Source organism: Nocardioides bizhenqiangii (assembly GCF_034661235.1).
GTDB lineage: Bacteria > Actinomycetota > Actinomycetes > Propionibacteriales > Nocardioidaceae > Nocardioides > Nocardioides bizhenqiangii.
The window spans coordinates 2,173,285-2,197,084 of record NZ_CP141059.1 but is presented as its reverse complement, the minus strand read 5'-3'; the positions used below and the strand labels follow the sequence as shown (position 1 = coordinate 2,197,084).

Below are 23,800 nucleotides of genomic sequence, written 5' to 3'. Positions count from 1 at the left end.
TGGTTCAACCTTCAACCACCCGCGGTGATTCCCTCGCCCCTCCGGAGCAGCGCGAGGAACATCGCGTCGGTGCCGTGGCGGTGCGGCCAGAGCTGGGCGGTGCCCTCGAGCGGGCCGTCGGCGTCGGTCACCCCGGGCAGCAACGGCCGCACGTCCTCGAGCGCGACCGCCTCGCCGGACCCGAGCACCGACGACACCACGTCGACCGTCTCGGCGCGCACCGGCGAGCAGGTCGCGTAGAGGACCACGCCACCGGGACGGACCAGCTCCAGGGCGCTCGCCAGCAGCCGTCGTTGGAGCGGCACCAGCGCCAGCAGGTCGTCGGGACTGCGGCGCCACCGCGCCTCCGGACGGCGGCGCAGCGCGCCCAGGCCGGTGCACGGGGCGTCGACCAGCACCCGATCGGCGCTCGCCGCCGCCAGTGGCGGCCTGGTGCCGTCAGCGGAGACCAGGCCGAGCACCCCGGGCAGCCGGCCGGTCCCGCCCAGCGCGCGGCGTACCAGCCCGGCCCGGTGCAGGTGCTGCTCGACCGCGAGCACGCCCGCGCCGCGCTCGGCCGCGATGGCGGCCAGCAGCGCGGCCTTGCCGCCGGGGCCGGCGCACAGGTCGACCCAGACCTTGTCGGCACCCTCGACCGGGGCGCTCGCCAGCGCGAGGGCGACCAGCTGCGAGCCCTCGTCCTGGACGCCGGCGCGACCCTCGGCGACAGCGGGGACCCGGGCGGGGTCGCCACCGTCGAGGACCACGCCGTACGGCGAGTACAGGGTCGGCGTACCGGGCAGCTCGGCGACCTCGGCGCGGCCGGGGCGCGCCACGAGCGTCACCTTCGGCGGCACGTTGTCGGCGGCGAGCAGGGCGTCGAGGTCGTCGTCCGGCGCGGCCGCGTCGAGCAGGTCGACCACCCAGCGCGGGTGGCTGTGCTTGACGGTGAGGTGCTCCATCCGCTCGTCCCTCGAGCCCGAGGGCTGCGGGGCCACCTCCGCGATCCACGTATCGAGGTCGCGCCGCGTCACCGCGCGGAGGACGGCGTTGACGAAGCCCCCGGCACCCCGCCCGGCCTTGGCGTGCGCGAGGTCGACGGTGCTGCTGATCGCGGCGTGCGCCGGCACCCGCATGCCGAGCAGCTGGTGGCAGCCCAGCCGGAGGATGTCGAGGATCCCGAACTCGACCCGCCGCAGCGGCCGGTCGATGCAGGCGGCGAGGATCGCGTCGTACGTTCCCTGACGGCGGATCGTGCCGGCTGCGAGCTCGGTGGCGAACGCGGCGTCCCGGGTGTCGAGCTCGAGCCTCGCGACGACCGACGGCAGCACCAGGTTGGTGTAGGCCTCCTCGGTCCGCACCAGGCGCAGCACCTCGAGCGCGGCGGTGCGCGCGGGATCGGCTGTCCGGGACGGCGGCGGGCGCCGGTGCTTCCGGCTTGCGGGCATCGGCCCGTCGTCCCGCGGCCTCACGAGAACTTCGCGCCGTCGGCGAGCCGGGCGCCGCGCGCCCAGTCCGCTGCCGGCATCTGCTTCTTCCCGAACGCCTTGACCTCACCGAGCCGCACCGGGACGGTCGCAGTGCCGACCAGCACCTCGGACCTGCCGACGGAGAGCACGCCCGGCGCGAGGTCGGGGCCGTTGCCGATGGGCGTCACCGGGCCGAGCTTGACCCGCTCGTCCTCGAAGGTGGTCCAGGCGCCCGGCCCCGGCGTACAGGCGCGGATCCGGCGGTCGGTGGCGACCGCGGTCTCGCCCCACTGCACGCGTGCGTCGTCCACGGTGATCTTCGGGGCGAGGCTGACGCCCTCGGCGGGCTGGTCGCGAGCCTCCAGGGAGCCGGCGGCGATCCCGTCCAGCGTCGCGACCAGGAGTCCGGCACCGCCCTCGGCGAGGCGCTCGAGCAGGTCGCCGGCGGTGTCGGTCGGTCGCACGGCCTCGGTCATCACGCCGTAGGTCGGTCCGGCGTCGAGCTCCTGCACGATCCGGAACGTCGTGGCGCCGGTGATCTCGTCGCCTGCCCAGATGGCGTGCTGCACCGGGGCCGCACCCCGCCAGGCCGGCAGCAGCGAGAAGTGGAGGTTGACCCAGCCGTGCACCGGGATTTCGAGCGCGCTCTGCGGGATGAGGGCGCCGTAGGCGACCACAGGGCAGCAGTCCGGGGCGAGGTCGCGCAGTGCCGACTGGAAGTCGGGTTCACGGGGGTGGCCGGGCTTGAGCACGGGTACGCCGAGCTCCGCCGCCCTGGCCGCCACCGGGCTCTCCGTCAGCCGCCGTCCGCGCCCGGAGGGCGCGTCGGGACGGGTCACGACGCCCACCAGCTCGTGCTCGGACCCGGCGATCGCGTCGAGGGCGGGGAGGGCGACCTCGGGCGTGCCGGCGAAGACGACTCTCACTTGACCACGCTCCCCGTCCCGCGGCCGTCGCGAGCGCCGTTCAGGGCGTGCGATGGCAAGGCGCCGGAGCGATGGCATACCTGGTCCGTCTTCCGAGCGACGGCAACGCCGCCAGCGTGCGTCCTGGGCGGCGCGCAGCAGGTCGCGGCGGCGGGGAGGGTGGTCATAAGGCAAAGCCTCCGGTGCTGTGGGGCGAGACCTTGACCGTCGGCCGCTCGAGCCCGAACCACTCCGACTCGCGGATCTCGCGCATCGCGGCCTTCCGGGCCTCGTCGTCGAGGCGGTCGATGAACAGCACCCCGTCGAGGTGGTCGGTCTCGTGCTGGATCGCCCGCGCGAGCAGCTCGGAACCCTCGATCCGCACCGGGTCGCCGTACATGTTGAAGCCGGTGGCGACCACCGAGAGCGCACGGATGCAGTCGTAGGTCAGCTCGGGGAGCGACAAGCACCCCTCGGGGCCGTCCTGGAGCTCCTCGGACAGGTCGAGCGAGGGGTTGATGAGGTGTCCGACCTCGCCGTCGACGTTCCACGTGAAGACCCGCAGGCCGACGCCGATCTGCGGCGCGGCGATGCCGGCGCCCGGCGCCTCGAGCATGGTGTCGGTGAGGTCGGTGACCAGCTGCCGCAGCTCGCTGTCGAAGTCGACCACCTCGATCGCCCGACGTCGGAGCACGGGGTCGCCGAACAGGCGGATCGGTCGGATGGCCACGCGCCCGAGTCTAGTGGTGCAGTCAGGCGCTCAGATCTCCATGGGGTCGACCTGGATCCGGACCGGGTCGAGCTTGCGGGCGGAGCGCACCCGCTGCAGTTCAGCGAGCGCCGCGGACAGCGCAGCGCCGTGCGCGCGCGGCACCCGGAGCACTGCCCGCTCGTCCTCGTCGACGGCGCCCGGCAACGGCGCCAGCGGACCCAGCACGTCAGCGTCGTCGGGCAGGTCGAGCAGCGTCAGCGCGTCGTCGAGCGCACCGGGCGCGGCCCGGAGGGTCGCGACCAGGGTGGCGGGTGGCAGCCGGGCCTCGCGGCGCTCCTCGGACTCCCGTCCTGCGAAGCCGGCCTGGTCCCACCGCACCAGCGCCTGCAGCGCCGGGGTCGCCGGCTCACCCACGGCCAGCGCCCGGCCGCCGGGTCGCAGCAGCGCGACGGCGTTGGACCAGCGTCGCAGCGCCTCCTCCGCGGCGCGCATGCTGTCGCGGGCGAGCAGCAGCCAGGTGTCGAGGAGCACGACGACGGCGTACCCCTCCGCCGCCACCGGCTCCGCGCCGGGAGTCGCGACGACGATCCGGCGCTCGGCGTCGACCTCGGCGCGGATCCGGTCGCCGCTGGAGGTGACGACAGGGACCGGGGCGAAGGCACGGCCGAGCTCGTCGGCGGTGCGGGCGTCGCCGATGACCGGTGCTCGGAGCCCGTGGCCGCCGCACTCGGCACAGACCCAGCCGGGCACCTCGGTGGCGCACCAGCGGCAGCGCGGCGGCGTCGTGGGGCCGGTCAGCTGCAACGGTCCGGTGCAGGCGGAACACAGGGCGGGGGTGCGGCAGCGGTCGCACGCCAGGCGCAGGACGTAGCCGGCTCGCGGCGTCTGCACCAGGACCGGGCCACGCTCGAGCCCCCACCGCACCGCGTCGTGCGCCTCGCGGGGCACCCGGGCGGCACCTGCGTAGGGATCGCGGCGATCACCCGCGCCCGCCACACCGATCAGTGCGCGGTCGCGCACGGTCGGGCGCGGCGCCGAGATCTCCTTGGCCCAGCCGGTCTGCAGCAGCCGGTCGGCCTCGACGCTGCGCGAGAACCCGCCGACCAACGCGGCGCAGCCCTCGATCTCCGCCCGCTCCAGCAGCACCTCGCGGGTGTGGGGGTACGGCGCCCGCGGCTCCGCGTGGAGGTCGTCGCCGTCGTCCCAGATGACGACCAGGCCGAGGTCGTGGACGGGGGCAAACGCCGCGGACCGGGTGCCGACCACGATCCGGCGCGCGCCGCGGCTGACCATCAGGAAGTCGCGGTAGCGGGGACCTGGGCCGGCCTCGGCCTGGAGCGTGACGTGGTGGTCGGGGCCCATCAGGTCGGTGAGAGCGGCATCGACCCGAGCGACGTCGCGGTGGTCCGGGACGCAGATCACGGTCCCCCGGCTGCTGTCGCGCGTCGCCTCGGCGAGCTCGGCGAGCCGGCGCGGCCAGTCCTCGCCCGGCGCGGCGCTCCAGACCGCGCGCGGTGCGCCGCCGGTGCGGAGGTGGTGGCGGAAGGCCGCGCCAGCGGGATAGGCCGCCCACGGCTCCTCGCCACCGAGGGGTCGGGACTCGAGCGGCGGGGCGGGTGGCGACGGCTGCTTCTCGGTCGTGGCGTGCCGCGGCGGCACCGCGAGGCGTCGTACGTCAGCGCTCACGCCTGCGTAGCGCTCGGCGATCCTCCGGCACAGCGTGGCGATGGCCGGGGTCAGCACCGGCTCGGCGCTGACGACGCGGCGCAGCGACGTCAGCCGCCCGCCGTGGTCGCTCTCGGCCGCTCGCTCCACGACGAAGCCGTCGACGTCCTGACCGGCGAAGCGCACCTTGACGCGTGCTCCGGGGACGGCCTGGTCGGCCATCGAGGCGGGCACGGTGTAGTCGAAGGTCCGGTCGAGGTGGGCCAGTGGCAGGTCGACGAGCACCCGGGCGACCGGGTCGACAGCGGCCGGCTCGACCGCGGCCGCTGCCTGCTTTGCCCGCCGCGCCCGCGCCGCCGCTCCCGACTTCCGCGCCGCCGCGCGTGCCAGCCCCGGCAGCGCGGCGTCGCGGTCGTCAGGGGTCACGGCAGATGTCTACCAACAGGGCCAGACACGACGCCGACCCGGCGCGTTTGAACGCGCCGGGTCGGCGTGGAGATGAGCCGGGTCGATCAGACTCCGACGGCAGCCTTGAGGGCGTCCGCGCGGTCGGTCCTCTCCCAGGTGAACTCGGGCAGCTCGCGGCCGAAGTGGCCGTACGCGGCGGTCTTGGCGTAGATCGGCCGGAGCAGGTCGAGGTCGCGCAGGATCGCGGCCGGGCGGAGGTCGAAGACCTCGAGGACCGCCTTCTGGATCTCCTCGTCCGGGACCACGCCGGTGCCGAACGTCTCGACGAAGACGCCGACGGGGTGCGCCACGCCGATCGCGTAGGCCACCTGGACCTCGGCACGGCGGGCCAGGCCCGCGGCGACGATGTTCTTGGCGACCCAGCGCATCGCGTAGGCGGCCGAGCGGTCGACCTTCGACGGGTCCTTGCCGGAGAAGGCGCCGCCGCCGTGGCGCGCCATGCCGCCGTAGGTGTCGACGATGATCTTGCGACCGGTGAGGCCGGCGTCGCCCATCGGCCCACCGACCACGAAGCGACCGGTCGGGTTGATGAAGAGCTTGTGACCCTCCGAGGGGACGCTGGCCTCGAACTGCTCGAGCACCGGCTCGATGACGTTGACCTGGATGTCCTTCGCCAGCTGGTCCTGGCTGACGTCCTCGGCGTGCTGGGTCGAGAGCACGACGGCGTCGATGCGCACCGGACGGTCGTCCTCGTCGTACTCGATGGTGACCTGGGTCTTCCCGTCGGGGCGCAGGTAGGGCAGCGTGCCGTCCTTGCGCACCTCGGTGAGCCTCTCGGCGAGGGTCTGCGCGATCTTGATCGGCAGCGGGAACAGCTGGGGCGTGTCGTCGCACGCGTAGCCGAACATCAGGCCCTGGTCACCGGCACCCTGGCGGTCGAGCTCGTCGCCGGAGCCGTCGACGCGCTCCTCGAAGGCGTCGTCGACGCCCTGCGCGATGTCGGCGGACTGGGAGCCGATGGCGACCTGGACGCCGCACGAGTTGCCGTCGAAGCCCTTCTCCGAGGAGTCGTAGCCGATCTCGAGGACCTTCTGGCGCACCAGCTGCGCGACCGGGGCGTAGGCGCTCGTGGTCACCTCGCCAGCTACCACGACGAGGCCGGTGGTGAGCAGCGTCTCGACCGCCACCCGGCTGGTCGGGTCGTGCTCGAGGAGGTAGTCCAGGATGGTGTCGCTGATCTGGTCTGCGATCTTGTCCGGGTGTCCCTCGGTCACCGACTCGGAGGTGAAGAGGCGTCCAGCCACGTTGTATCTCGCTTTCGCATAAGGCATCTTGACGGGGGCGATCAGGGCCGATTGCCGCCGGTCCAACGATACGAGGACCAGCAGGTGATGCGTGGCAGTCTCACTCAGGAGACAGCCGGTGGGCCACCTGGTCCCAGATGACGTGCGCGAGAGCTCCCTTGCTCCCCCGCGGTACGTCGACCGCGGTGCCGTCGGCGGACAGGATAACGGCCTCGTTGTCGTCCGCACCGAAAACCGCGCCACCGCTGACGTCGTTCACCACGAGCAGGTCGCAGCCCTTGCGTGCCAGCTTGGCCCACGCCAGGTCGAGGACGGAACCGCTCTTGTCGCCGGTCTCGGCGGCGAACCCGACCACCACGGTGTCGGGGCCGGGCCGGTGGGCCGACAGCTCCTTGAGGATGTCGGGGTTCTGCTCGAGCGAGATCACCGGGGCCGAGCCGTCGTCGGCCTTCTTGATCTTCGTGTCGGACCGGTGCACCGGACGGAAGTCGGCCGGCGCCGCCGCCATCACCACGGCGTCGGCGCCTGCGGCGGCCGTGAGCACGGCGTCGCGCAGCTCGGCGGTCGACTCGACGCGGACCACCTTCACACCCGCGGGGTCGGGCAGGGTGACGTTGGCGGCGACGAGCGTGACCTCGGCTCCCCGGGCCGCGGCCGCACGCGCCAGCGCGTACCCCTGCCGCCCCGAGGAACGGTTGCCCAGGAAGCGGACCGGGTCGAGCTTCTCGCGGGTGCCGCCCGCGGACACGACGACCCGGCGACCGGTCAGGTCGAGAATCCCCGCGCTCGCGCCGGTCGAGACCCGCTCCAGCACGTCACGGCACAGCTCGAAGATCTCGTCCGGGTCGGGCAGCCGGCCCTTGCCGGTGTCGGCGCCGGTCAGGCGGCCCTCGGCGGGTTCCACGACGAGCACCCCCCGGGACCGCAACGTGGCGACGTTGGCGCTGGTGGCGGCGTGCTCCCACATCTCGGTGTGCATCGCGGGCGCCATGACGACCGGGCAGCGCGCGGTCAGGAGGGTGCTGGTGAGCAGGTCGTCGGCGATCCCGTGGGCGGCCTTGGCCATCAGGTCGGCGGTCGCCGGCGCCACCACGACCAGGTCTGCTTCCTGGCCGATCCGGACGTGCGGCACCTCGTGCACGTCGGTCCAGACGTCGGTCGCGACCGGCTTTCCGGACAGCGCGGCCCAGGTCGGGGCGCCGACGAACTCCAGCGCGGCCGCCGTCGGCACGACGGTGACGTCGTGCCCGGACTCGGTGAACCGGCGCAGCAGCTCGCAGGCCTTGTAGGCGGCGATGCCGCCGGAGACCCCGAGCACCACGCGAGGTCGCACCATCGACCTAGCTCAGATCACTCTGCGGCTTCGGTGCGCGAGGCGGCGGCCACGGCTGCGGCAGCGGCCTCCTCGGCGGCGAGCTCGGCCGGGTCGATGTCCTCACAGGTCAGCAGGTCGTCGTTGATCTCGCGGAGCGCGATCGACAGCGGCTTCTCCTGGACGTGGGTGTCCACCAGCGGGCCGACGTACTCCAGGAGGCCTTCGCCGAGCTGGGAGTAGTAGGCGTTGATCTGCCGGGCGCGCTTGGCGCTGTAGAGGACCAGCTTGTACTTGCTGTCGGTCTTGCTGAGCAGGTCGTCGATCGGCGGGTTGGTCACACCCACGGCGTCGATGTTCGGGGCAGACACGCGGTTGGCCTCACAGGGTCGGTAGGGAGAACAGAATGCTCGGTGATCAGGCGCACCACATCCCCAGGGGACGTCAGTCGCGACCGAGCGTCATCAAGGCTACCAACTCGGCGGCCGCATCGTGAACTTCGTGGTTGACGATGGTGACGTCGAACTCGGCCTCCGCCGCCAGCTCGTCCACCGCGGTGGCCAGCCGCCGCTCCCGCTCCTCGTCGCTCTCGGTGCCCCTGCCGACCAGCCGGCGGACCAGCTCGTCCCACGACGGCGGCTTCAGGAAGACGAAGAGCGCCTCCGGCATCGTCCGTCGTACCTGGCGTGCGCCTTGGAGGTCGATCTCGAGCATTGCCGGCCGGCCGGCGGCGAGAGCTTCCTCGACCGGGCCCCGTGGGGTCCCGTAGCGGTGGGCCCCGTGCACGACCGCCCACTCCAGCAGTTGGTCCTCGGTGACCAGACGGTCGAACTCGGCGTCGTCGACGAAGAGGTAGTGCACGCCGTCGACCTCGCCCGGTCGCGGCGCGCGGGTCGTCGCCGACACCGAGATCCACACCTCGGGGTGGTCCTGACGGACCGCCGCCGCCACCGTGCCCTTGCCGACGGCGGTGGGACCGGCGAGTACGACGAGACGGCTTTGTGCGCTTGCCGTCGGGTCACTCACCCGACGCGAACTCCCGTTCGAGGGCGGCGACCTGCTTCGAACCGAGTCCACGGACCCGGCGGGACTCGGCGATGCCGAGGCGCTCCATGAGCTGTCCGGCGCGGATCTTGCCGAGACCGGGCACCGCCTGCAGGAGGTCGATGACCTTCATCTTGCCGACGACCTCGTTCCGCTGACCCTCGGCGAGCACGTCGGCGATCGACGCGCCGGAGTTCCTCAGCCGGTTCTTCACCTCGGCCCGCTCTCGACGGGCCGCGGCCGCCTTCGCGAGGGCAGCCTGACGCTGTTCAGGAGTCAGAGGAGGCAGAGCCACGTACACAGATCCTTCTGTCGAGCATCGCGACGGCGGCGGGAGCAGCCACCCAGCGGCCACCCTAGTCACGAGTTCGACGGACGGGCAACGCGGACCGGATACCGAATGCTCCTCACAGAGCCAGCGCCGTCTTGCAGACGTCGCGGGCGTGCTGCTGGACACCGCTCATGGCACGAGCTGTCGTCGCCGAGACAAGAGCCGTCGCGGCAGCGTCGATCGTGGCCTTCTCCTCGGCGTCGAGTCCGGCAGGTGGATCACGGCGGTCGTAGCTGTCGGGGTCGACACCGGCGGCGTCGAGCGCGTCGACCAGGTCGCCGATCCGCTCGATGACGACCTCCCACTCGTCGGCGATGTCGTCCGGGGCCTGCTCTGCGAGCGCCTCGAAGCTCGGCAGCGCCTGGATCAGGCCGCTGGCCTGCCCTCCCGACGCCAGGGCCTCGCTGATCTCGACCTGTCGGGCCTCGACCTCCTCGCAGTAGGCCTCGAACCGCTCCGGGATCGCGTAGGGGTCGTCCTCGTCGGAGCCGCAACCGGCGACTGCCAGCAGGGCCACCGCGGCGCAGGCCGCGAGGGCCGGCCTAGCCGTCGTACGCCGCCTCACCCGATCAGGCTCCGCAGCTCGTCGTTGGCCCGGTGCACGGCGTTCCCCATCGCGGCGGCGTCGGGACCGAGCCGGAGAACGGCGCGGGACGAGCTCGCCACGACCTGGCGGGCAGCGTCGCCGAAGATGCGGAGGATGTCGGCCGCGGTGCCGCCCTGCTCGCCGTACCCGGGCGCGAGGATGGGGCCGTTGATCGCGAAGTCGAGGCCCGTCCCCTCGATGGTGGCGCCGACGACGGCACCGAAGGAGCCGAGCGGCCGGACGGCGCCGTTGAGGTCGCGCAGGTGGGCGAGCATGGTCGACGCGACGGTCCGGCCGCCGAAGTCGTCGTTGGTGACGGCCCCCTGCACCTCGGGACCCTCCTTGTTGGAGGTCGCGGCGAGCACGAACAGGCCGGCGCCATGGGTTCGGGCGACCTCGACGAAGGGCATCAACGACCCGAAGCCGAGGTAGGGGCTGATGGTGACCGCGTCGGCGGCGAGCGGGGAGGACGGGTCGAGGTAGGCCTCGGCGTACGCCTGCGACGTCGAGCCGATGTCGCCCCGCTTCACGTCGAGCAGGACCAGGGCACCCGCGGCCCGAGACTCGGCGATCACCCGCTCGAGCACCGCGACGCCGCGGCTGCCGAACCGCTCGTAGAAGGCAGACTGCGGCTTCACGACCGAGCAGTACGGCGCCACCGCGTCCACCACCGTGAGAGCGAATCGCTCCAGTCCCTCGACCGTGTCGTCGAGATCCCACTCCTGGAGCAGTCCGGCGTGCGGGTCGATGCCGACGCAGAACTGCCCGCGCTTCGCCAGCGCGGCCGCGAAACGCTCGCCGAACGGTGCGGTCATCGCAAGCCCTTCAAGATCCGGCGCGGCCACAACGGGCCGCCGTAGATGAGGCCGGTGTAGGCCTGCACCAGGTCCGCGCCGGCGGCCAGCCGCTCGCGCGCGTCGTCGGGTGTCGAGATGCCCCCGACTCCGATCAGGGTGAGGTCGGGCCCGACCCGGCCGCGCAGCAGGGACACGACCTCGGTGGCACGTTCACGCAGCGGCGCCCCGGACAGGCCGCCGGCTCCGGCGGCCTCGACCTGCTCGGGCTTCGACCGCAGCTCCTCGCGGCTGGTCGTGGTGTTGGTCGCAATGATGCCGGCGAGGTCCTGCGCGAGGGCCAGGTCGGCGACGTCGAGCACGTCGTCGTCGGCGAGGTCCGGCGCGATCTTGACCAGCAGCGGAACGGGCTCCCGGCCGGCGTCGTCGGTCGCCCGGTCCGCGATCCGGCGCACGTGCTGGAGCAGCGGCGCGAGCTTCTCCACGGCTTGCAGGTTGCGCAGGCCCGGGGTGTTGGGAGAGCTCACGTTGACGACGAGGTAATCGGCGTGCGGCGCCAGCAGCCTGGTCGACGTCTCGTAGTCGGTCTCGACCGCGGCCTGGTCGTCGTCGGGGACGATCTTCGACTTGCCGATGTTGATGCCGAGCACCGGCCCGCCCGGTCGGCGGCGGCGCGTGGCGAGCCGCTGGGCGACCGCGGCGGCGCCGTCGTTGTTGAAGCCCATCCGGTTGACGACGGCGCGGTCGTCGAGCAGGCGCACCAGGCGCGGCTTCGGGTTGCCGGGCTGGGCGAGAGCCGTCACCGTGCCGACCTCGACGTGCCCAAAGCCGAAGGCGCCCAGCTCCTCGAACGCCTCGGCGGTCTTGTCGAAGCCGGCGGCCAGACCGAGCGGGTTGGGAAAGGTGAGACCCATCGTCTGGATCGGCCGACCGCGCGGAGCCCTGACCCGGCGCAGCACCGGACCGGCTGCCTTCAGCGCGTCGAAGGTGCGGTGGTGGGCGACCTCGGCGTCGAGGCGGGCCAGGCCGTGCTTGAAGACGGTGTCGTAGACGAGGGGTCTCGATGCTCGGTCCGCTCGCACCTCACCCACCGGCGTTCCACTCCTGCAGGGGCTTCACACCCACGTCGCCGCGGTGGAGCGCCTCGATGCCGTGCACCGCGGCACCCAGCCCCTGCACCGTGGTGATGCACGGGATGTTCGCACGCACGGCGGCGGTGCGGATCTCGTAGCCGTCGAGCCGTGCCGAGCCTCCGCCCGTGGTGCCGTGCGGGGTGTTGATGACCAGGTCGATCTCGCCGTCGAGGATCAGCTGGACGGTGGTCTTCTCCCCCGCCGGCCCCTCCCCCTCGAAGTGCTTGCGGACGATCGTCGTCTCGACGCCGTTGCGGCGCAGCACCTCGGCCGTGCCCTTCGTCGCCATGATCTGGAAGCCGTGGTCGGCCAGCACCTTGATCGGGAAGATCATGTGCCGCTTGTCGCGGTTGGCCATGCTGACGAACACCCGGCTCGGTCGTCCCTCGTGCATGCCGGGCTGCGGCAGCGACCCGAAGGCACCGGCCTGCGCCTTGGCGAAGGCGGTGCCGAAGTCGGCGTCGAGGCCCATCACCTCGCCGGTCGACTTCATCTCGGGACCGAGCACGGTGTCGACCTGACGGCCGTCGGGCGTCCGGAACCGGTTGAACGGCATCACCGCCTCCTTGACCGCGATCGGCTGGTCCGCCGGCAGGGTGCCGCCGTCGCCCTCGGCGGGGAGTACGCCGTCCTTGCGCAGCTCGGCGATGGTGGCGCCCATCATCACCCGCGCGCAGGCCTTGGCCAGCGGCGTGCCGGTCGCCTTCGAGACGAACGGGACCGTGCGGCTGGCCCGGGGGTTGGCCTCGAGCACGTAGAGCACGTCGGATCCGAGCGCGAACTGGATGTTGATCAGGCCGCGCACCCCGACCCCCTGGGCGATCGCGTGCGTCGCCTCCCGGATCCGCTGGATCTCCGAGTCGCCGAGCGTGATCGGAGGCAGCGCGCAGGACGAGTCGCCGGAGTGGATGCCGGCCTCCTCGATGTGCTCCATCACGCCGCCGAGGAAGAGCTCCTCGCCGTCGTACAAGGCGTCCACGTCGATCTCGACGGCGTCGTCGACGAACCGGTCGACCAGCACCGGGTGCTCGGGGGTCACCTCGGTGGCCCGGGAGATGTAGTCGCTCAGCGAGTCGTCGTCGTAGACGATCTCCATGCCGCGGCCACCCAGGACGTAGGACGGCCGCACCAGCACCGGGTAGCCGATCCGGTCCGCGATCGCACGGGCCTCCTCGAAGCTGGTCGCCATGCCGTGCTGGGGTGCGATCAGCTTCGCCTCCGCCAGCACCCGGCCGAACGCGCCGCGCTCCTCGGCGAGGTGGATCGCCTCCGGGCTGGTGCCGACGATCGTGACGCCGTTGTCCTTGAGCCCCTGCGCGAGCCCGAGCGGCGTCTGCCCGCCGAGCTGGCAGATGACGCCGGCGACGGGTCCGGCCTGCTCCTCCGCGTGCACGATCTCGAGCACGTCCTCGAGCGTGAGCGGCTCGAAGTAGAGACGGTCAGAGGTGTCGTAGTCGGTGGACACCGTCTCGGGGTTGCAGTTGACCATCACGGTCTCGTAGCCCACCTCGGTCAGCGCCAGGCTGGCGTGCACGCACGAGTAGTCGAACTCGATGCCCTGCCCGATCCGGTTGGGGCCGCTGCCGAGGATGATGACGGCCGGCTTGTCCCGTGGCTGGACCTCGGTCTCCTCGTCGTAGGACGAGTAGTGGTAAGGCGTGCGCGCCGCGAACTCCGCTGCGCAGGTGTCGACGGTCTTGTAGACCGGTCGGATGCCCAGCGCGTGCCGGACGCCGCGGACGACGTCGGGTGTCATGCCACGGATCCTGCCGATCTGGACGTCGGAGAACCCGTGCCGCTTGGCGTTGCGCAGCAGCGCCGGCGTCAGCTCGTCGGCCTCGATCAGGTCCTGCGCGGTCTCGTTGATCAGCATCAGCTGGTCGACGAACCACGGGTCGATCCCGGTGGCCTCGAAGACCTCGTCCGGGGTGGCACCGGCGCGGATCGCGTCCATGACCTTCCTGAGCCGGCCGTCGTGCGGCTTCTGGATCTCCTCCAGCAGCGCCCGTTTCGTGTCGGGAGAGCCGAGGTCGACGTCGAAGTCCTTGTGCCAGTCGAACGGTGCCTTCTTGTCCTCCAGCGACCGCAGCGCCTTCTGCAGCGCCTCGGTGAAGTTGCGGCCGATCGCCATCGCCTCGCCGACCGACTTCATGTGCGTGGTCAGCGTGGGATCGGCGCCGGGGAACTTCTCGAACGCGAACCGCGGCACCTTTACGACCACGTAGTCGAGCGTCGGCTCGAAGCTGGCCGGAGTGCTCTGCCCGTCCTCGCGGCGCGTGATGTCGTTGGGAATCTCGTCCAGCGTGTAGCCGATCGCCACCTTGGCCGCGATCTTCGCGATCGGGAAGCCCGTCGCCTTCGACGCGAGCGCGCTCGACCGCGACACGCGGGGGTTCATCTCGATGACGATCACCCGGCCGTCGAGCGGGTTGACGGCGTACTGGATGTTGCAGCCGCCGGTGTCGACCCCGACCTCGCGGATGATGCCGATCGCCAGGTCGCGCAGGTGCTGGTACTCCCGGTCGGTCAGCGTCATCGCCGGCGCCACCGTGATCGAGTCGCCGGTGTGGACGCCCATCGGGTCGAGGTTCTCGATCGAGCAGATGATGACGACGTTGTCGGCCTTGTCGCGCATCACCTCCAGCTCGTACTCCTTCCAGCCGATGATCGACTCCTCGATGAGGACCTCGGTCGTCGGGCTGGCGTCGAGCCCGGCGCCCGCGATCCGCGTCAGGTCTTCGTCGTCGTAGGCGATGCCGGAGCCGGTGCCGCCCATGGTGAACGACGGGCGGATGACGACCGGGAAGCCGAGCTCGGCGACCGCCTTCTCGCAGTCGTCCAGGGAGTGGCACACGAAGCTGCGGGCCACCTCACCGCCGATCTTCTCGACGATCGCGTTGAAGGTCTCCCGGTTCTCGCCGCGGTGGATCGCGTCGAAGCTGGCTCCGATCATCTCGACGCCGTACTTCTCCAGGACGCCGTTCTCGTGCAGCGCGATCGCCGTGTTGAGCGCGGTCTGGCCGCCCAGGGTCGGGAGCACCGCGTCCGGCCGCTCGCGGGCGATCACCTTCTCGACGTACTCCGGGGTGATCGGCTCGACGTAGGTGGCGTCGGCGAACTCCGGGTCGGTCATGATCGTCGCGGGGTTGCTGTTGACCAGCACCACCCGGAGCCCCTCGGCCTTGAGCACCCGGCACGCCTGGGTGCCGGAGTAGTCGAACTCGCAGGCCTGCCCGATGATGATCGGCCCGGAGCCGATCACCAGGACCGACTTGATGTCGTCGCGCTTCGGCATCAGGTGTTGTCCCCCATGAGGTCCATGAACCGGTCGAACAGGTAGGCCGCGTCGTGCGGTCCGGCGGCGGCCTCCGGGTGGTACTGCACCGAGAACGCCTTCAGCGTGCCGTCGGCGGAGCGCAGCTCCAGACCCTCGACCACGTCGTCGTTGAGGCAGATGTGGCTCACGGTGGCGGTGCCGTACGGCGTCTCCGTCGCCGCGTCCAGCGGTGCGTCGACCGCGAACCCGTGGTTGTGGGCGGTCACCTCGACCTTGCCGGTGGTCCGGTCCATCACCGGCTGGTTGATGCCGCGGTGGCCGTAGACGAGCTTGTAGGTGCCGAACCCGAGCGCGCGACCGAACAGCTGGTTGCCGAAGCAGATGCCGAAGTAGGGAATCCCACGCTCCAGCACGTCCTGCAGGACGGTGACGTCGGCGGTGGCCGGGTCGCCGGGACCGTTGGACAAGAACACGCCGTCGGGGTCGACCGCCTCGATGTCCGCGATGGTCGCGGTCGCGGGCAGCACGTGCACCTCGATGCCCCGCTGCGCCATCAGCGCCGGGGTCATGCCCTTGATGCCCAGGTCGACGGCTGCGACCGTGAACCGCTTCTCCCCGATCGCTGGGACGACGTAGGGCTGCATCGCCGTGACCTCGCCGGCCAGGTCGGCGCCCTTCATCTCCGGCTGCTGCCGCACCCGCCCGAGCAAAGCGTCGGGGTCGGTCTCGGTGGTGGAGATCCCGCAGCGCATCGCACCGCGCTCGCGGAGGTGCCGGGTGAGCGCCCGGGTGTCGATCCCGCTGATCCCGACCACCCCCTGGGCGCGCAGCTCGTCGTCGAGGGAGCGTCGCGAGCGCCAGTTGCTGGCGCGGCGCGCGGGGTCGCGGACGACGTAGCCCGCAACCCAGATCCGGCGGGACTCCTGGTCCTCGTCGTTGACGCCGGTGTTGCCGATGTGCGGTGCGGTCATGACGACGACCTGCCGGTGGTACGACGGGTCGGTCAGCGTCTCCTGGTAGCCGGTCATGCCGGTGTTGAACACCGCTTCGCCGTACGTCTCCCCCTCGGCGCCGTAGGTCTCGCCGTGGAAGGTGCGTCCGTCCTCGAGCACCAAGATCGCCATCAGACCAGCTTTCCGTCCAGAACCGTGGGCCGTCCGCGCAGGAACGTCGCCTCGATCCTTCCAGGCAGCTCCATCCCCGCGTAGGGGGTGTTCCGCGACAGGGACGCCGACTCGGCGGCGTCGATCACTCTGGTAGCGGCGGGGTCGTAGAGCACGATGTTGGCCGGGGCGCCGACCTCGATCGGGCGGCCGTGGTCGGGCACCTGGCCGATCCGCGCCGGAGCGTGGGACATCCGCTCGGCGACGCCCGCCCAGTCGAGCAGGCCGCTGTCGACCATCGTGTGCTGCACGATCGACAGTGCGGTCTCGAGCCCGAGCATGCCGAACGCGGCAGCCGCCCACTCGCAATCCTTGTCCTCGTGCGGGTGCGGCGCGTGGTCGGTGGCGACGATGTCGATCGTGCCGTCGGCCAGGCCGGCTCGGAGCGCCTCGACGTCGGAGGCCGACCGCAGCGGCGGGTTCACCTTGTAGATCGGGTTGTACGTCGCCGCCAGCTCGTCGGTCAGCAGCAGGTGGTGGGGGCAGGCCTCGGCCGTGACGTTCCAGCCCTTGCGCTTGGCGTCGCGGACAATCTCGACCGAGCCCGCCGTCGACACGTGGCACACGTGCAGCCGCGAGCCGACGTGGGCGGTGAGCAGGCAGTCACGGGCGATGATCGCCTCCTCCGCGACCGCGGGCCAACCGGCCAGCCCGAGCCGGCCCGAGAGCTCGCTCTCGTTCATCTGGGCCGCCTCGGTGAGCCGCGGATCCTGGGCGTGCTGGGCGATCACCCCGTCGAACGCCTTGACGTACTCGAGTGCCCGCCGCATCAGCAGCGGGTCGCTGACGCAGTGGCCGTCGTCCGAGAAGACCCGCACCCGCGCCGCGGAGTCGGCCATCGCACCGAGCTCGGCCAGCCGCTCGCCCTGGAGGCCGACGGTGACCGCGCCGATCGGGTAGACGTCGCAGTAGCCCGCCTCCCGGCCGAGCCGCCACACCTGCTCGACGACGCCCGCGGTGTCGGCGACCGGGTCGGTGTTGGCCATCGCGTGGACGGCGGTGAAGCCGCCCATCGCGGCTGCCCGGGTGCCGGTCTCCACGGTCTCGGCGTCCTCGCGGCCGGGCTCGCGCAGGTGGGTGTGGAGGTCCACCAGCCCCGGGAGCGCGATCAGACCCTCGGCGTCGATGGTCTCGACGGTGCCGGTGGTCGAGTAGTCCGAGCCGCTAGGCGAGGACGTATCGAGACCCGGTGCGATGTCTGCGATCTTGCCGTCCTCGATCACGATGTCGGTCGGCTCACCCCCGAGGATCCGCGCGTTCCTGATCAGGTACGACGTATTGGTGCTGCTCACTCGCTGCTCTCGCTTTCGGATCCTCCGAGGAGGAGGTAGAGGACGGCCATGCGGATGGCGACGCCGTTGGTGACCTGCTCGACGATCACCGACCGGGACGAGTCGGCGACGTCGGCGGTGATCTCCATGCCGCGCACCATCGGCCCGGGGTGCATGACGATCGTGTGGTCCTGGAGGGTCGCCATCCGGCGCCCGTCCAGCCCGTAGCGGCGCGAGTACTCGCGAGGGGTCGGGAAGAAGCCGCCCTGCATCCGCTCGCGCTGGACCCGCAGCATCATCACGGCGTCCACCTTCGGGATCACCGCGTCCAGGTCGTAGCTCGTGGCCACGCCCCAGCTGTCGACCCCGACCGGCAGCAGTGTCGGCGGACCGACCAGCGTCACCTCGGCGCCCAGGGTCTGCAGCAGCAACGCGTTGGAGCGGGCGACCCGGCTGTGCAGCACGTCGCCGACGATCGCGATCCGGCGGCCCTCGAGACCGCCCGGCTTCGACTCGCCCAGGTGCCGCCAGAGGGTGAACGCGTCCAGCAGCGCCTGCGTGGGGTGCTCGTGGGTGCCGTCGCCGGCGTTGACGACGCTCGACCGCACCCAGCCCGAGTGCGCGAGCCGGTGCGGCGCGCCGCTGGCGCTGTGCCGGATCACGACCGCGTCGGCACCCATCGCCTCCAGCGTGAGCGCGGTGTCCTTCAGGCTCTCCCCCTTGCTCAGGCTGGAGCCCTTGGCGGCGAAGTTGATCACGTCGGCAGACAGCCGCTTCGCGGCGGCCTCGAAGGAGATCCGGGTGCGGGTGGAGTCCTCGAAGAACAGGTTGACCACGGTGCGGCCACGCAGGGCGGGCAGCTTCTTGATCGGCCGGTCCGCGAGCGACCGGAGCTCGGCCGCGGTGGTCAGGACCAGCTCCGCGTCGTCGCGGGTCAGGTCGGCCGCGCTCAGCAGGTGCCGCTTCATGCCGTCTCCCCCTTGGTCTCGGTGGCCGGCACCGCGATCGACACCGAGTCGGTCGTGTCGTCCATCTCGGAGAGCCGGACGCTCACCCGCTCGGCGAGCGAGGTCGGCAGGTTCTTGCCGACGAAGTCGGCGCGGATCGGCAGCTCGCGGTGCCCGCGGTCCACGAGCACGGCCAGCTGCACAGCACTCGGCCGGCCGACGTCGTTGAGCGCGTCGAGAGCGGCCCGGATGGTGCGGCCGGAGAACAGCACGTCGTCGACGAGCACGACGACCTTGCCGTCGATCCCGTCGCCGGGGATCTCCGTGTGCAGCAGGGTCCGTGCCGGCTTCATCCGCAGGTCGTCGCGGTACATGGTGATGTCGAGTGACCCGACCGGTACGTCGTGCTCCTCGACGGCGGCCATCCGGGCGGCGATCCGGTGGGCGAGCGGCACTCCGCGCCGCGGGATGCCGAGGAGCACGAGATCGCCCGCGCCCTTGTTGCGTTCGAGGATCTCGTGGGAGATCCGGGTGAGCGCCCGGCCGATGTCACGGGCGTCGAGAACGGTGCGTCCCAGCTCCTGGGATGTGGGGGCGGCAGGCATCAGCGCGCCGGACCTCCTTCTCCGCCTCACAGGACGGCTCGTTAAAGGATGTCGATCGTCGCCCACCCTAACGGGTCATCGGGCGGAGGAACCAACGGGCACGCACGACGAGAGGCCCGGGTCGTCCCGGGCCTCTCGTCACTCGTGCGTGTGGCTCAGCGGAAGGCGTCCTTGACCTTCTCGCCGGCCTGCTTGAGGTTGGCCTTGGTCTGGTCGGCCTTGCCCTCGCCCTTGAGCTCGTCATCGCCCGACGCGTTGCCCAGGGCTTCCTTGGCCTCGCCGACCTTCTCGTCGGCCTTGTTTTCGAGCTTGTCCTGGTTACCCATGCCTGTCCTTTCGCTCGGGTGAGCCTTCAGGGGGCCGTTACCCGCTCCGACCCGGCGTACACGTTCATCGACGCTCCGCGGAGGAAGCCCACCAGCGTGAGGTTGGTCTCCTCCGCGAGGTCGGCGGCGAGGGAGGAGGGCGCGGACACGGCCGCCAGCAGCGGTACGCCGGCCATCACCGCCTTCTGGACCAGCTCGAAGGACGCCCGGCCGCTGACGACGAGGATCGTCTCCCGGAGCGGTAGCAGGTCGTCGCGCAGCGCGTGGCCGATGACCTTGTCGACGGCGTTGTGCCGCCCCACGTCCTCCTTGAGCACCAGCAGCTCGCCCGTCGCCGAGAACAACCCGGCGGCGTGCAGCCCGCCGGTGCGGTCGAAGACCCGCTGCGCCGCTCGGAGCCGGTCCGGAAGGCTGGCGAGCAGCGCGGGGCTCACCCGCAGCGGGTCGTCGGCCACCTTCCAGGTCGACGAGGTGCGGACGGCGTCGAGGCTCGCCTTGCCGCAGACCCCGCAGGAGGACGTCGTGTAGAAGCTGCGCTCCAGCGACGCGTGCGGCGCCGACACCGCGGGATCGAGCTGGACGTCCACGACGTTGTAGGTGTTCGTCCCCTCGTCGGTCGCACCCGCGCAGTAGCGCGCGGCGACGACGTGGTCCCTGGCGTGCACGACGCCTTCGCTGACAAGGAACCCGACGGCCAGGTCGAAGTCGTCGCCGGGGGTGCGCATGGTGACCGTGAGCGGTCGACCGTCGACCCGTATCTCCATCGGCTCCTCGGCTGCGAGCGCGTCCGGACGCCGCGTCACCTCGCCGTCGCGGATGCGCAGCACAGGTCGGCGGACGGTGACGCGGCCCATCTCAGCCTCCCCCGCCGGCAACAGGTTCGAGCCGCACGACGATCCCCTTGTAGGTCGGCGTGTTGCTGGCCTCGGCGACGCTGTCGAGCGGCACCAGGCAGTTCGCCTCGGGGTAGTACGCCGCCGCCGACCCGCGTGCCGTCGGGTAGGACACCGTCCGGAAACCCTCCAGCCGACGCTCGGTGCCGTCGTCCCAGACGCTGACGACGTCGACCAGAGCCCGGTCCTCGATCCCGAGCTCGTCGAGGTCGTCGGGGTTGACGAACACCACGTGCCGCGAGTCGTGGATGCCGCGGTAGCGGTCGTCCATGGTGTACGGGATGGTGTTCCACTGGTCGTGCGACCGCACTGTCTGCAGCACCAGGTGACCGGCCGGCGCGACGAGCGAGGTGAAGTCGTTGCACGAGAACTCGGCCCTGCCGCTGCCGGTCCGGTAGACGCCCTCGTTGACCGGGCTCGGCAGCCGGAACCCTCCGGGGAGCACCACCCGTTCGTTGAAGTCCTCGAACCCTGGCACGACGCGTGCGATCCGGTCCCGGACCAGGCCGTAGTCGGCCTCGAAGTGCTCCCAGGGGATCGAGCCGCCGGTGCCGAGGGTGCGCCGCGCGAGCCGGCAGATGATCGCGATCTCGCTGAGCAGGTGGGGCGAGGCCGGGTCGAGGCGACCACGCGTGGTGTGGACCTGGCTCATCGAGTTCTCGACGGTCACGAACTGCTCCCCGGTCGCCTGCACGTCGCGGTCGCTGCGCCCCAGCGTCGGCAGGATCAGGGCGGTCTCGCCGCACACCGTGTGCGACCGGTTGAGCTTGGTGGAGACCTGCACCGTCAGCCGGCAGCGCCGCAGCGCCTCCTCGGTGACCGCGCTGTCCGACATCGCGCGGACGAAGTTGCCGGCGACCCCCATGAACACCTTGACCTTGCCGTCCCGCATCGCCCGCACGCCGTGGACCGAGTCGTATCCGGGCTCGGTCGGCGGCGCGAAACCGAACTCCTCCTCGAGCGCGTGCCGGAACGGCTCCGGCAGCCGCTCCCAGATCCCCATGGTGCGGTCGCCCTGCACGTTGCTGTGGCCACGGACCGGGCACACGCCCGCGCCGGGACGACCGATGCTGCCGCGCAGTAGCAGGAAGTTGACGATCTCGCGGATCGTCGGCACGCCGTGCCGGTGCTGGGTCAGGCCCATCGCCCAGCACACGATGATCTTCTTGCTGGCGAGCACCCGTCCGCGGAGCTCCTCGATCTCCTCGCGGGTCAGGCCCGTGGCTTCGAGGACCTCGGCCCACTCGGTACGACGGACGTGCTCCGCGAAGGCTTCGAAGCCGGCGGTGTCGCGCTCGATGAAGGCCCGGTCGAGCACCGTCCCGGGAGCGTCGTCCTCGGCCTCGAGCAGCAGCCGGTTGAGCAACTGGAACAGCGCCAGGTCGCCGCCGAGCCGGATCTGGAGGAACTGGTCGGCGATCGTCGTTCCGCGTCCGACGACGCCGCTCGGCCGCTGCGGGTTCTTGAACCGCTTCAGCCCGGCCTCGGGCAGCGGGTTGACCGCGACCACCTGGCCGCCGTTGTGCTTGGTCTGCTCCAACGCGGTGAGCATCCGGGGGTGGTTGGTGCCGGGGTTCTGGCCCACGACGAGCACCAGGTCGGCTTCGTAGAAGTCCTCGAGGGACACCGTTCCCTTCCCGACGCCGAGCGTCTCGCCCAACGCCGACCCGCTCGACTCGTGGCACATGTTCGAGCAGTCCGGGAGGTTGTTGGTGCCGTAGGCCCGGGCGAAGAGCTGCAGCAGGAACGCGCCCTCGTTGTTGAGCCGGCCGGAGGTGTAGAACATCGCCTCGGCCGGGGAGGCGAGGCCGGTGAGCTCACCCGCGATCAGTCCGATGGCGTCGTCCCAGCCGATCGGCTGGTAGTGGGTGCCCCCGGGCAGCTTCACCATCGGCTCGGTCAGCCGACCCTGCTGGTTGAGCCAGTAGTCCGACTTCTGGGCCAGCTCGGCGACCGGGTGCTCGGCGAAGAACTCCCGGGTGACCCGTCGGCTGGTCGCCTCGTCGGTGACGTGCTTCGCCCCGTTCTCGCAGTACTCGTTCTTGTGCCGCTTCTTCGGCTCCGGCCAGGCACATCCAGGACAGTCGATGCCGCCGTCCTGGTTGAGGTTGAGGAGGGTCAGCGCCGTCCGCCGCGGGCTGGTCTGCGCCAGCGAGTACTCCAGCGCATGGGCGACGGCCGGGACCCCGGCAGCCCACGTCTTCGGTGGCGTGACCGTCAGGTCGTCCTGCGGCTCCTCGATCGGAGGCATCTCTCTCCCAGTCCTCGGCACGACTCGCGCCGGTCTCGTCATCGTAGGCTTCGGCCGTGCACGCGGTCCTCGCCCAGCTGGTCGCCGACCTCCCCGACGGGGTGGTCGTCACGGGCGCGGCCGAGATCGACAAGTACCGCGAGGACTTCGCCCGCGACGGCTCCGCCGGTACGCCGATCGCGGTGGTCCGGGCCGAGACGGCCGAACAGGTCCAGCAGGCCGTGCGCTGGGCGGCGGAGCACCGGGTGCCGGTGGTCCCCCGCGGAGCCGGCACCGGGCTGTCCGGCGGGTCGTCGGCGGTCGACGGCGGGATCACGATCTCGCTGGACCGGATGCGCGCGATCGAGGTCGACACCGCCTGCCAGGTCGCGATCGTCGAACCCGGGGCGCTCAACGTCGAGGTCAAGGCAGCTGCCGCGAAACACGGCCTGTGGTACCCGCCCGACCCCTCGTCATTCGAGATCTGCTCCATCGGCGGCAACCTCGCGACCAACGCCGGCGGCCTCTGCTGCGTGAAGTACGGCGTCACCACCGACTACGTCCTCGGGATGGATGTCGTGCTCGCCGACGGCACCCTGGTCCGGCTGGGTGGCAAGCAGATCAAGGACGTCGCGGGACTCTCGCTGCTCAAGCTCTTCGTCGGCAGCGAGGGCACCCTGGGCATCATCACCCGGGCGATCCTGAGGCTGATCCCCGCCCAGACTGCCGGCGCGACCCTCGTCGCCGCCTTCTCGACCGTGACGGCTGCGTCGCGTGCCGTGGTCGCGATCCGCGGCCGGGTGCGCTGCTCGATGCTGGAGCTGATGGACAACACCGCCATCAACGCGGTCGAGGACTGGCGCTCGCACGGCCTCGACCGGTCGACCGGGGCGCTCCTGCTCGCGCAGTCCGACGCGACCGGTGCCGCCTGCGAGACGGAGATCGACCTGATCCGCGAGTGCTGCGAGAAGGAGGACGCGAGCGCGGTCTTCACAACCAGCGACCCGGACGAGGCCGCGATGTTCGTCGCGGCCCGCCGCAACGCGTTCCTGGCGCTCGAGCAGCGCGGGAGCGTGCTGTTCGAGGACGTCGGGGTGCCGGTGCCGGTCCTGCCGGACCTGGTGGCCGGCATCACCGCCATCGCCTCCCGCTGCGAGGTCGAGATCGCCCTGGTCGCGCACGCCGGCGACGGCAACACGCACCCGATCGTGGTCTACGACGCGGGCCGTCCGGAGGCGGTGGCCGGCGCCCGCCGGGCGTTCGACGAGGTGATGGCGCTTGCCATCGAGCTCGGCGGCACGATCACCGGCGAGCACGGCGTGGGGCGGGCCAAGAAGGCAGCACTGCCCGACCAGCTCGGCGCCGAGGTGATGGCGCTGAACCGGAGGATCAAGGACGCCCTGGACCCCGACGGGATCCTCAACCCCGGGGCCGTCCTCTAGCCCG

At 71.6% G+C, this 23,800-nt stretch carries 21 protein-coding genes; 1 reads left to right on the top strand and 20 read right to left on the bottom strand.

The genetic code is table 11. From position 1 onward, the window contains the following. Positions 1-11: 11 nt before the first annotated feature. The 20 genes from SHK19_RS10560 to SHK19_RS10465 form a co-directional block, all read right to left on the bottom strand. A complete protein-coding gene (locus SHK19_RS10560; protein ID WP_322938619.1) occupies positions 12-1,427 on the bottom strand; it encodes an RsmB/NOP family class I SAM-dependent RNA methyltransferase in 1,416 nt (471 codons plus the stop codon). Positions 1,428-1,447: 20 nt separating this feature from the next. Continuing rightward, positions 1,448-2,374 carry a methionyl-tRNA formyltransferase gene (fmt, locus tag SHK19_RS10555; RefSeq protein ID WP_322938618.1) on the bottom strand — a complete coding sequence of 309 codons (927 nt, stop codon included), beginning with the start codon at positions 2,372-2,374 and terminating at the stop codon, positions 1,448-1,450. A 163-nt stretch (positions 2,375-2,537) separates the two neighbouring features. Next, positions 2,538-3,083: a peptide deformylase gene (def, locus tag SHK19_RS10550; protein ID WP_322938617.1), complete on the bottom strand. Its 546-nt coding sequence runs from the start codon at positions 3,081-3,083 to the stop codon at positions 2,538-2,540. A 30-nt stretch (positions 3,084-3,113) separates the two neighbouring features. After that, on the bottom strand, positions 3,114-5,156 hold the full coding sequence (locus tag SHK19_RS10545; RefSeq protein WP_322938616.1) for a primosomal protein N': 2,043 nt from the start codon (positions 5,154-5,156) through the stop codon (positions 3,114-3,116). A gap of 86 nt (positions 5,157-5,242) precedes the next feature. Beyond that, positions 5,243-6,442, bottom strand: a complete 1,200-nt coding sequence (gene metK, locus SHK19_RS10540) for a methionine adenosyltransferase (RefSeq protein WP_322457041.1) — start codon at positions 6,440-6,442, stop codon at positions 5,243-5,245. Between the two features lie 100 nt (positions 6,443-6,542). Beyond that, positions 6,543-7,778, bottom strand: coding sequence for a bifunctional phosphopantothenoylcysteine decarboxylase/phosphopantothenate--cysteine ligase CoaBC (gene coaBC, locus SHK19_RS10535; RefSeq protein ID WP_322938615.1), 1,236 nt, complete (start codon positions 7,776-7,778; stop codon positions 6,543-6,545). Positions 7,779-7,792: 14 nt separating this feature from the next. Continuing rightward, the gene (rpoZ, locus tag SHK19_RS10530) at positions 7,793-8,125 is read right to left on the bottom strand and encodes a DNA-directed RNA polymerase subunit omega (protein ID WP_322457043.1); all 333 of its coding nucleotides are present in this window, start codon (positions 8,123-8,125) and stop codon (positions 7,793-7,795) included. Positions 8,126-8,198: 73 nt separating this feature from the next. Then, positions 8,199-8,780 carry a guanylate kinase gene (gene gmk, locus SHK19_RS10525; RefSeq protein ID WP_322938614.1) on the bottom strand — a complete coding sequence of 194 codons (582 nt, stop codon included), beginning with the start codon at positions 8,778-8,780 and terminating at the stop codon, positions 8,199-8,201. Then, the gene (gene mihF / locus SHK19_RS10520) at positions 8,773-9,093 is read right to left on the bottom strand and encodes an integration host factor, actinobacterial type (RefSeq protein WP_322457045.1); all 321 of its coding nucleotides are present in this window, start codon (positions 9,091-9,093) and stop codon (positions 8,773-8,775) included. Before mihF ends, gmk begins: the two co-directional genes overlap by 8 nt. Before the next feature lie 112 nt (positions 9,094-9,205). Then, on the bottom strand, positions 9,206-9,694 hold the full coding sequence (locus SHK19_RS10515) for a hypothetical protein (RefSeq protein ID WP_322457046.1): 489 nt from the start codon (positions 9,692-9,694) through the stop codon (positions 9,206-9,208). Beyond that, positions 9,691-10,530 carry an orotidine-5'-phosphate decarboxylase gene (gene pyrF, locus SHK19_RS10510; RefSeq protein WP_322457047.1) on the bottom strand — a complete coding sequence of 280 codons (840 nt, stop codon included), beginning with the start codon at positions 10,528-10,530 and terminating at the stop codon, positions 9,691-9,693. The genes SHK19_RS10515 and pyrF overlap by 4 nt, the downstream gene beginning before the upstream one ends. Further along, positions 10,527-11,600: a quinone-dependent dihydroorotate dehydrogenase gene (locus SHK19_RS10505; RefSeq protein ID WP_322938613.1), complete on the bottom strand. Its 1,074-nt coding sequence runs from the start codon at positions 11,598-11,600 to the stop codon at positions 10,527-10,529. The genes pyrF and SHK19_RS10505 overlap by 4 nt, the downstream gene beginning before the upstream one ends. After that, entirely contained in the window at positions 11,593-14,937 is a 3,345-nt protein-coding gene (gene carB / locus SHK19_RS10500; RefSeq protein WP_322457049.1) for a carbamoyl-phosphate synthase large subunit, read from the bottom strand. The genes SHK19_RS10505 and carB overlap by 8 nt, the downstream gene beginning before the upstream one ends. Next, the gene (carA, locus tag SHK19_RS10495) at positions 14,937-16,043 is read right to left on the bottom strand and encodes a glutamine-hydrolyzing carbamoyl-phosphate synthase small subunit (RefSeq protein WP_322457050.1); all 1,107 of its coding nucleotides are present in this window, start codon (positions 16,041-16,043) and stop codon (positions 14,937-14,939) included. The genes carB and carA overlap by 1 nt, the downstream gene beginning before the upstream one ends. After that, entirely contained in the window at positions 16,043-17,374 is a 1,332-nt protein-coding gene (locus SHK19_RS10490) for a dihydroorotase (RefSeq protein ID WP_322457051.1), read from the bottom strand. The genes carA and SHK19_RS10490 overlap by 1 nt, the downstream gene beginning before the upstream one ends. Continuing rightward, positions 17,371-18,321: an aspartate carbamoyltransferase catalytic subunit gene (locus tag SHK19_RS10485; protein WP_322457052.1), complete on the bottom strand. Its 951-nt coding sequence runs from the start codon at positions 18,319-18,321 to the stop codon at positions 17,371-17,373. Before SHK19_RS10485 ends, SHK19_RS10490 begins: the two co-directional genes overlap by 4 nt. Then, entirely contained in the window at positions 18,318-18,905 is a 588-nt protein-coding gene (gene pyrR / locus SHK19_RS10480) for a bifunctional pyr operon transcriptional regulator/uracil phosphoribosyltransferase PyrR (protein WP_322938612.1), read from the bottom strand. Before pyrR ends, SHK19_RS10485 begins: the two co-directional genes overlap by 4 nt. Before the next feature lie 155 nt (positions 18,906-19,060). Continuing rightward, the gene (locus SHK19_RS10475) at positions 19,061-19,231 is read right to left on the bottom strand and encodes a CsbD family protein (RefSeq protein ID WP_322457054.1); all 171 of its coding nucleotides are present in this window, start codon (positions 19,229-19,231) and stop codon (positions 19,061-19,063) included. A gap of 26 nt (positions 19,232-19,257) precedes the next feature. Further along, on the bottom strand, positions 19,258-20,085 hold the full coding sequence (fdhD, locus tag SHK19_RS10470; protein ID WP_322938611.1) for a formate dehydrogenase accessory sulfurtransferase FdhD: 828 nt from the start codon (positions 20,083-20,085) through the stop codon (positions 19,258-19,260). 1 nt (position 20,086) lies between these two features. Then, positions 20,087-22,375 carry an FdhF/YdeP family oxidoreductase gene (locus SHK19_RS10465; protein WP_322938610.1) on the bottom strand — a complete coding sequence of 763 codons (2,289 nt, stop codon included), beginning with the start codon at positions 22,373-22,375 and terminating at the stop codon, positions 20,087-20,089. Positions 22,376-22,431: 56 nt separating this feature from the next. Between SHK19_RS10465 and SHK19_RS10460 the strand changes: the two genes are divergently transcribed. Further along, on the top strand, positions 22,432-23,796 hold the full coding sequence (locus SHK19_RS10460; protein WP_322938609.1) for an FAD-binding oxidoreductase: 1,365 nt from the start codon (positions 22,432-22,434) through the stop codon (positions 23,794-23,796). Positions 23,797-23,800: the final 4 nt, after the last annotated feature.

Bases quoted from the DNA above. Each gene is read 5' to 3' on its own strand.
- SHK19_RS10560 (WP_322938619.1), bottom strand. From the start codon at position 1,427: ATGCCCGCAAGCCGGAAGCACCGGCGCCCGCCGCCGTCCCGGACAGCC.
- coaBC (WP_322938615.1), bottom strand. From the start codon at position 7,778: ATGGTGCGACCTCGCGTGGTGCTCGGGGTCTCCGGCGGCATCGCCGCC.
- pyrF (WP_322457047.1), bottom strand. From the start codon at position 10,530: ATGACCGCACCGTTCGGCGAGCGTTTCGCGGCCGCGCTGGCGAAGCGC.
- carB (WP_322457049.1), bottom strand. From the start codon at position 14,937: ATGCCGAAGCGCGACGACATCAAGTCGGTCCTGGTGATCGGCTCCGGG.
- carA (WP_322457050.1), bottom strand. From the start codon at position 16,043: ATGGCGATCTTGGTGCTCGAGGACGGACGCACCTTCCACGGCGAGACC.
- SHK19_RS10485 (WP_322457052.1), bottom strand. From the start codon at position 18,321: ATGAAGCGGCACCTGCTGAGCGCGGCCGACCTGACCCGCGACGACGCG.
- pyrR (WP_322938612.1), bottom strand. From the start codon at position 18,905: ATGCCTGCCGCCCCCACATCCCAGGAGCTGGGACGCACCGTTCTCGAC.
- SHK19_RS10475 (WP_322457054.1), bottom strand. From the start codon at position 19,231: ATGGGTAACCAGGACAAGCTCGAAAACAAGGCCGACGAGAAGGTCGGC.
- fdhD (WP_322938611.1), bottom strand. From the start codon at position 20,085: ATGGGCCGCGTCACCGTCCGCCGACCTGTGCTGCGCATCCGCGACGGC.
- SHK19_RS10465 (WP_322938610.1), bottom strand. From the start codon at position 22,375: ATGCCTCCGATCGAGGAGCCGCAGGACGACCTGACGGTCACGCCACCG.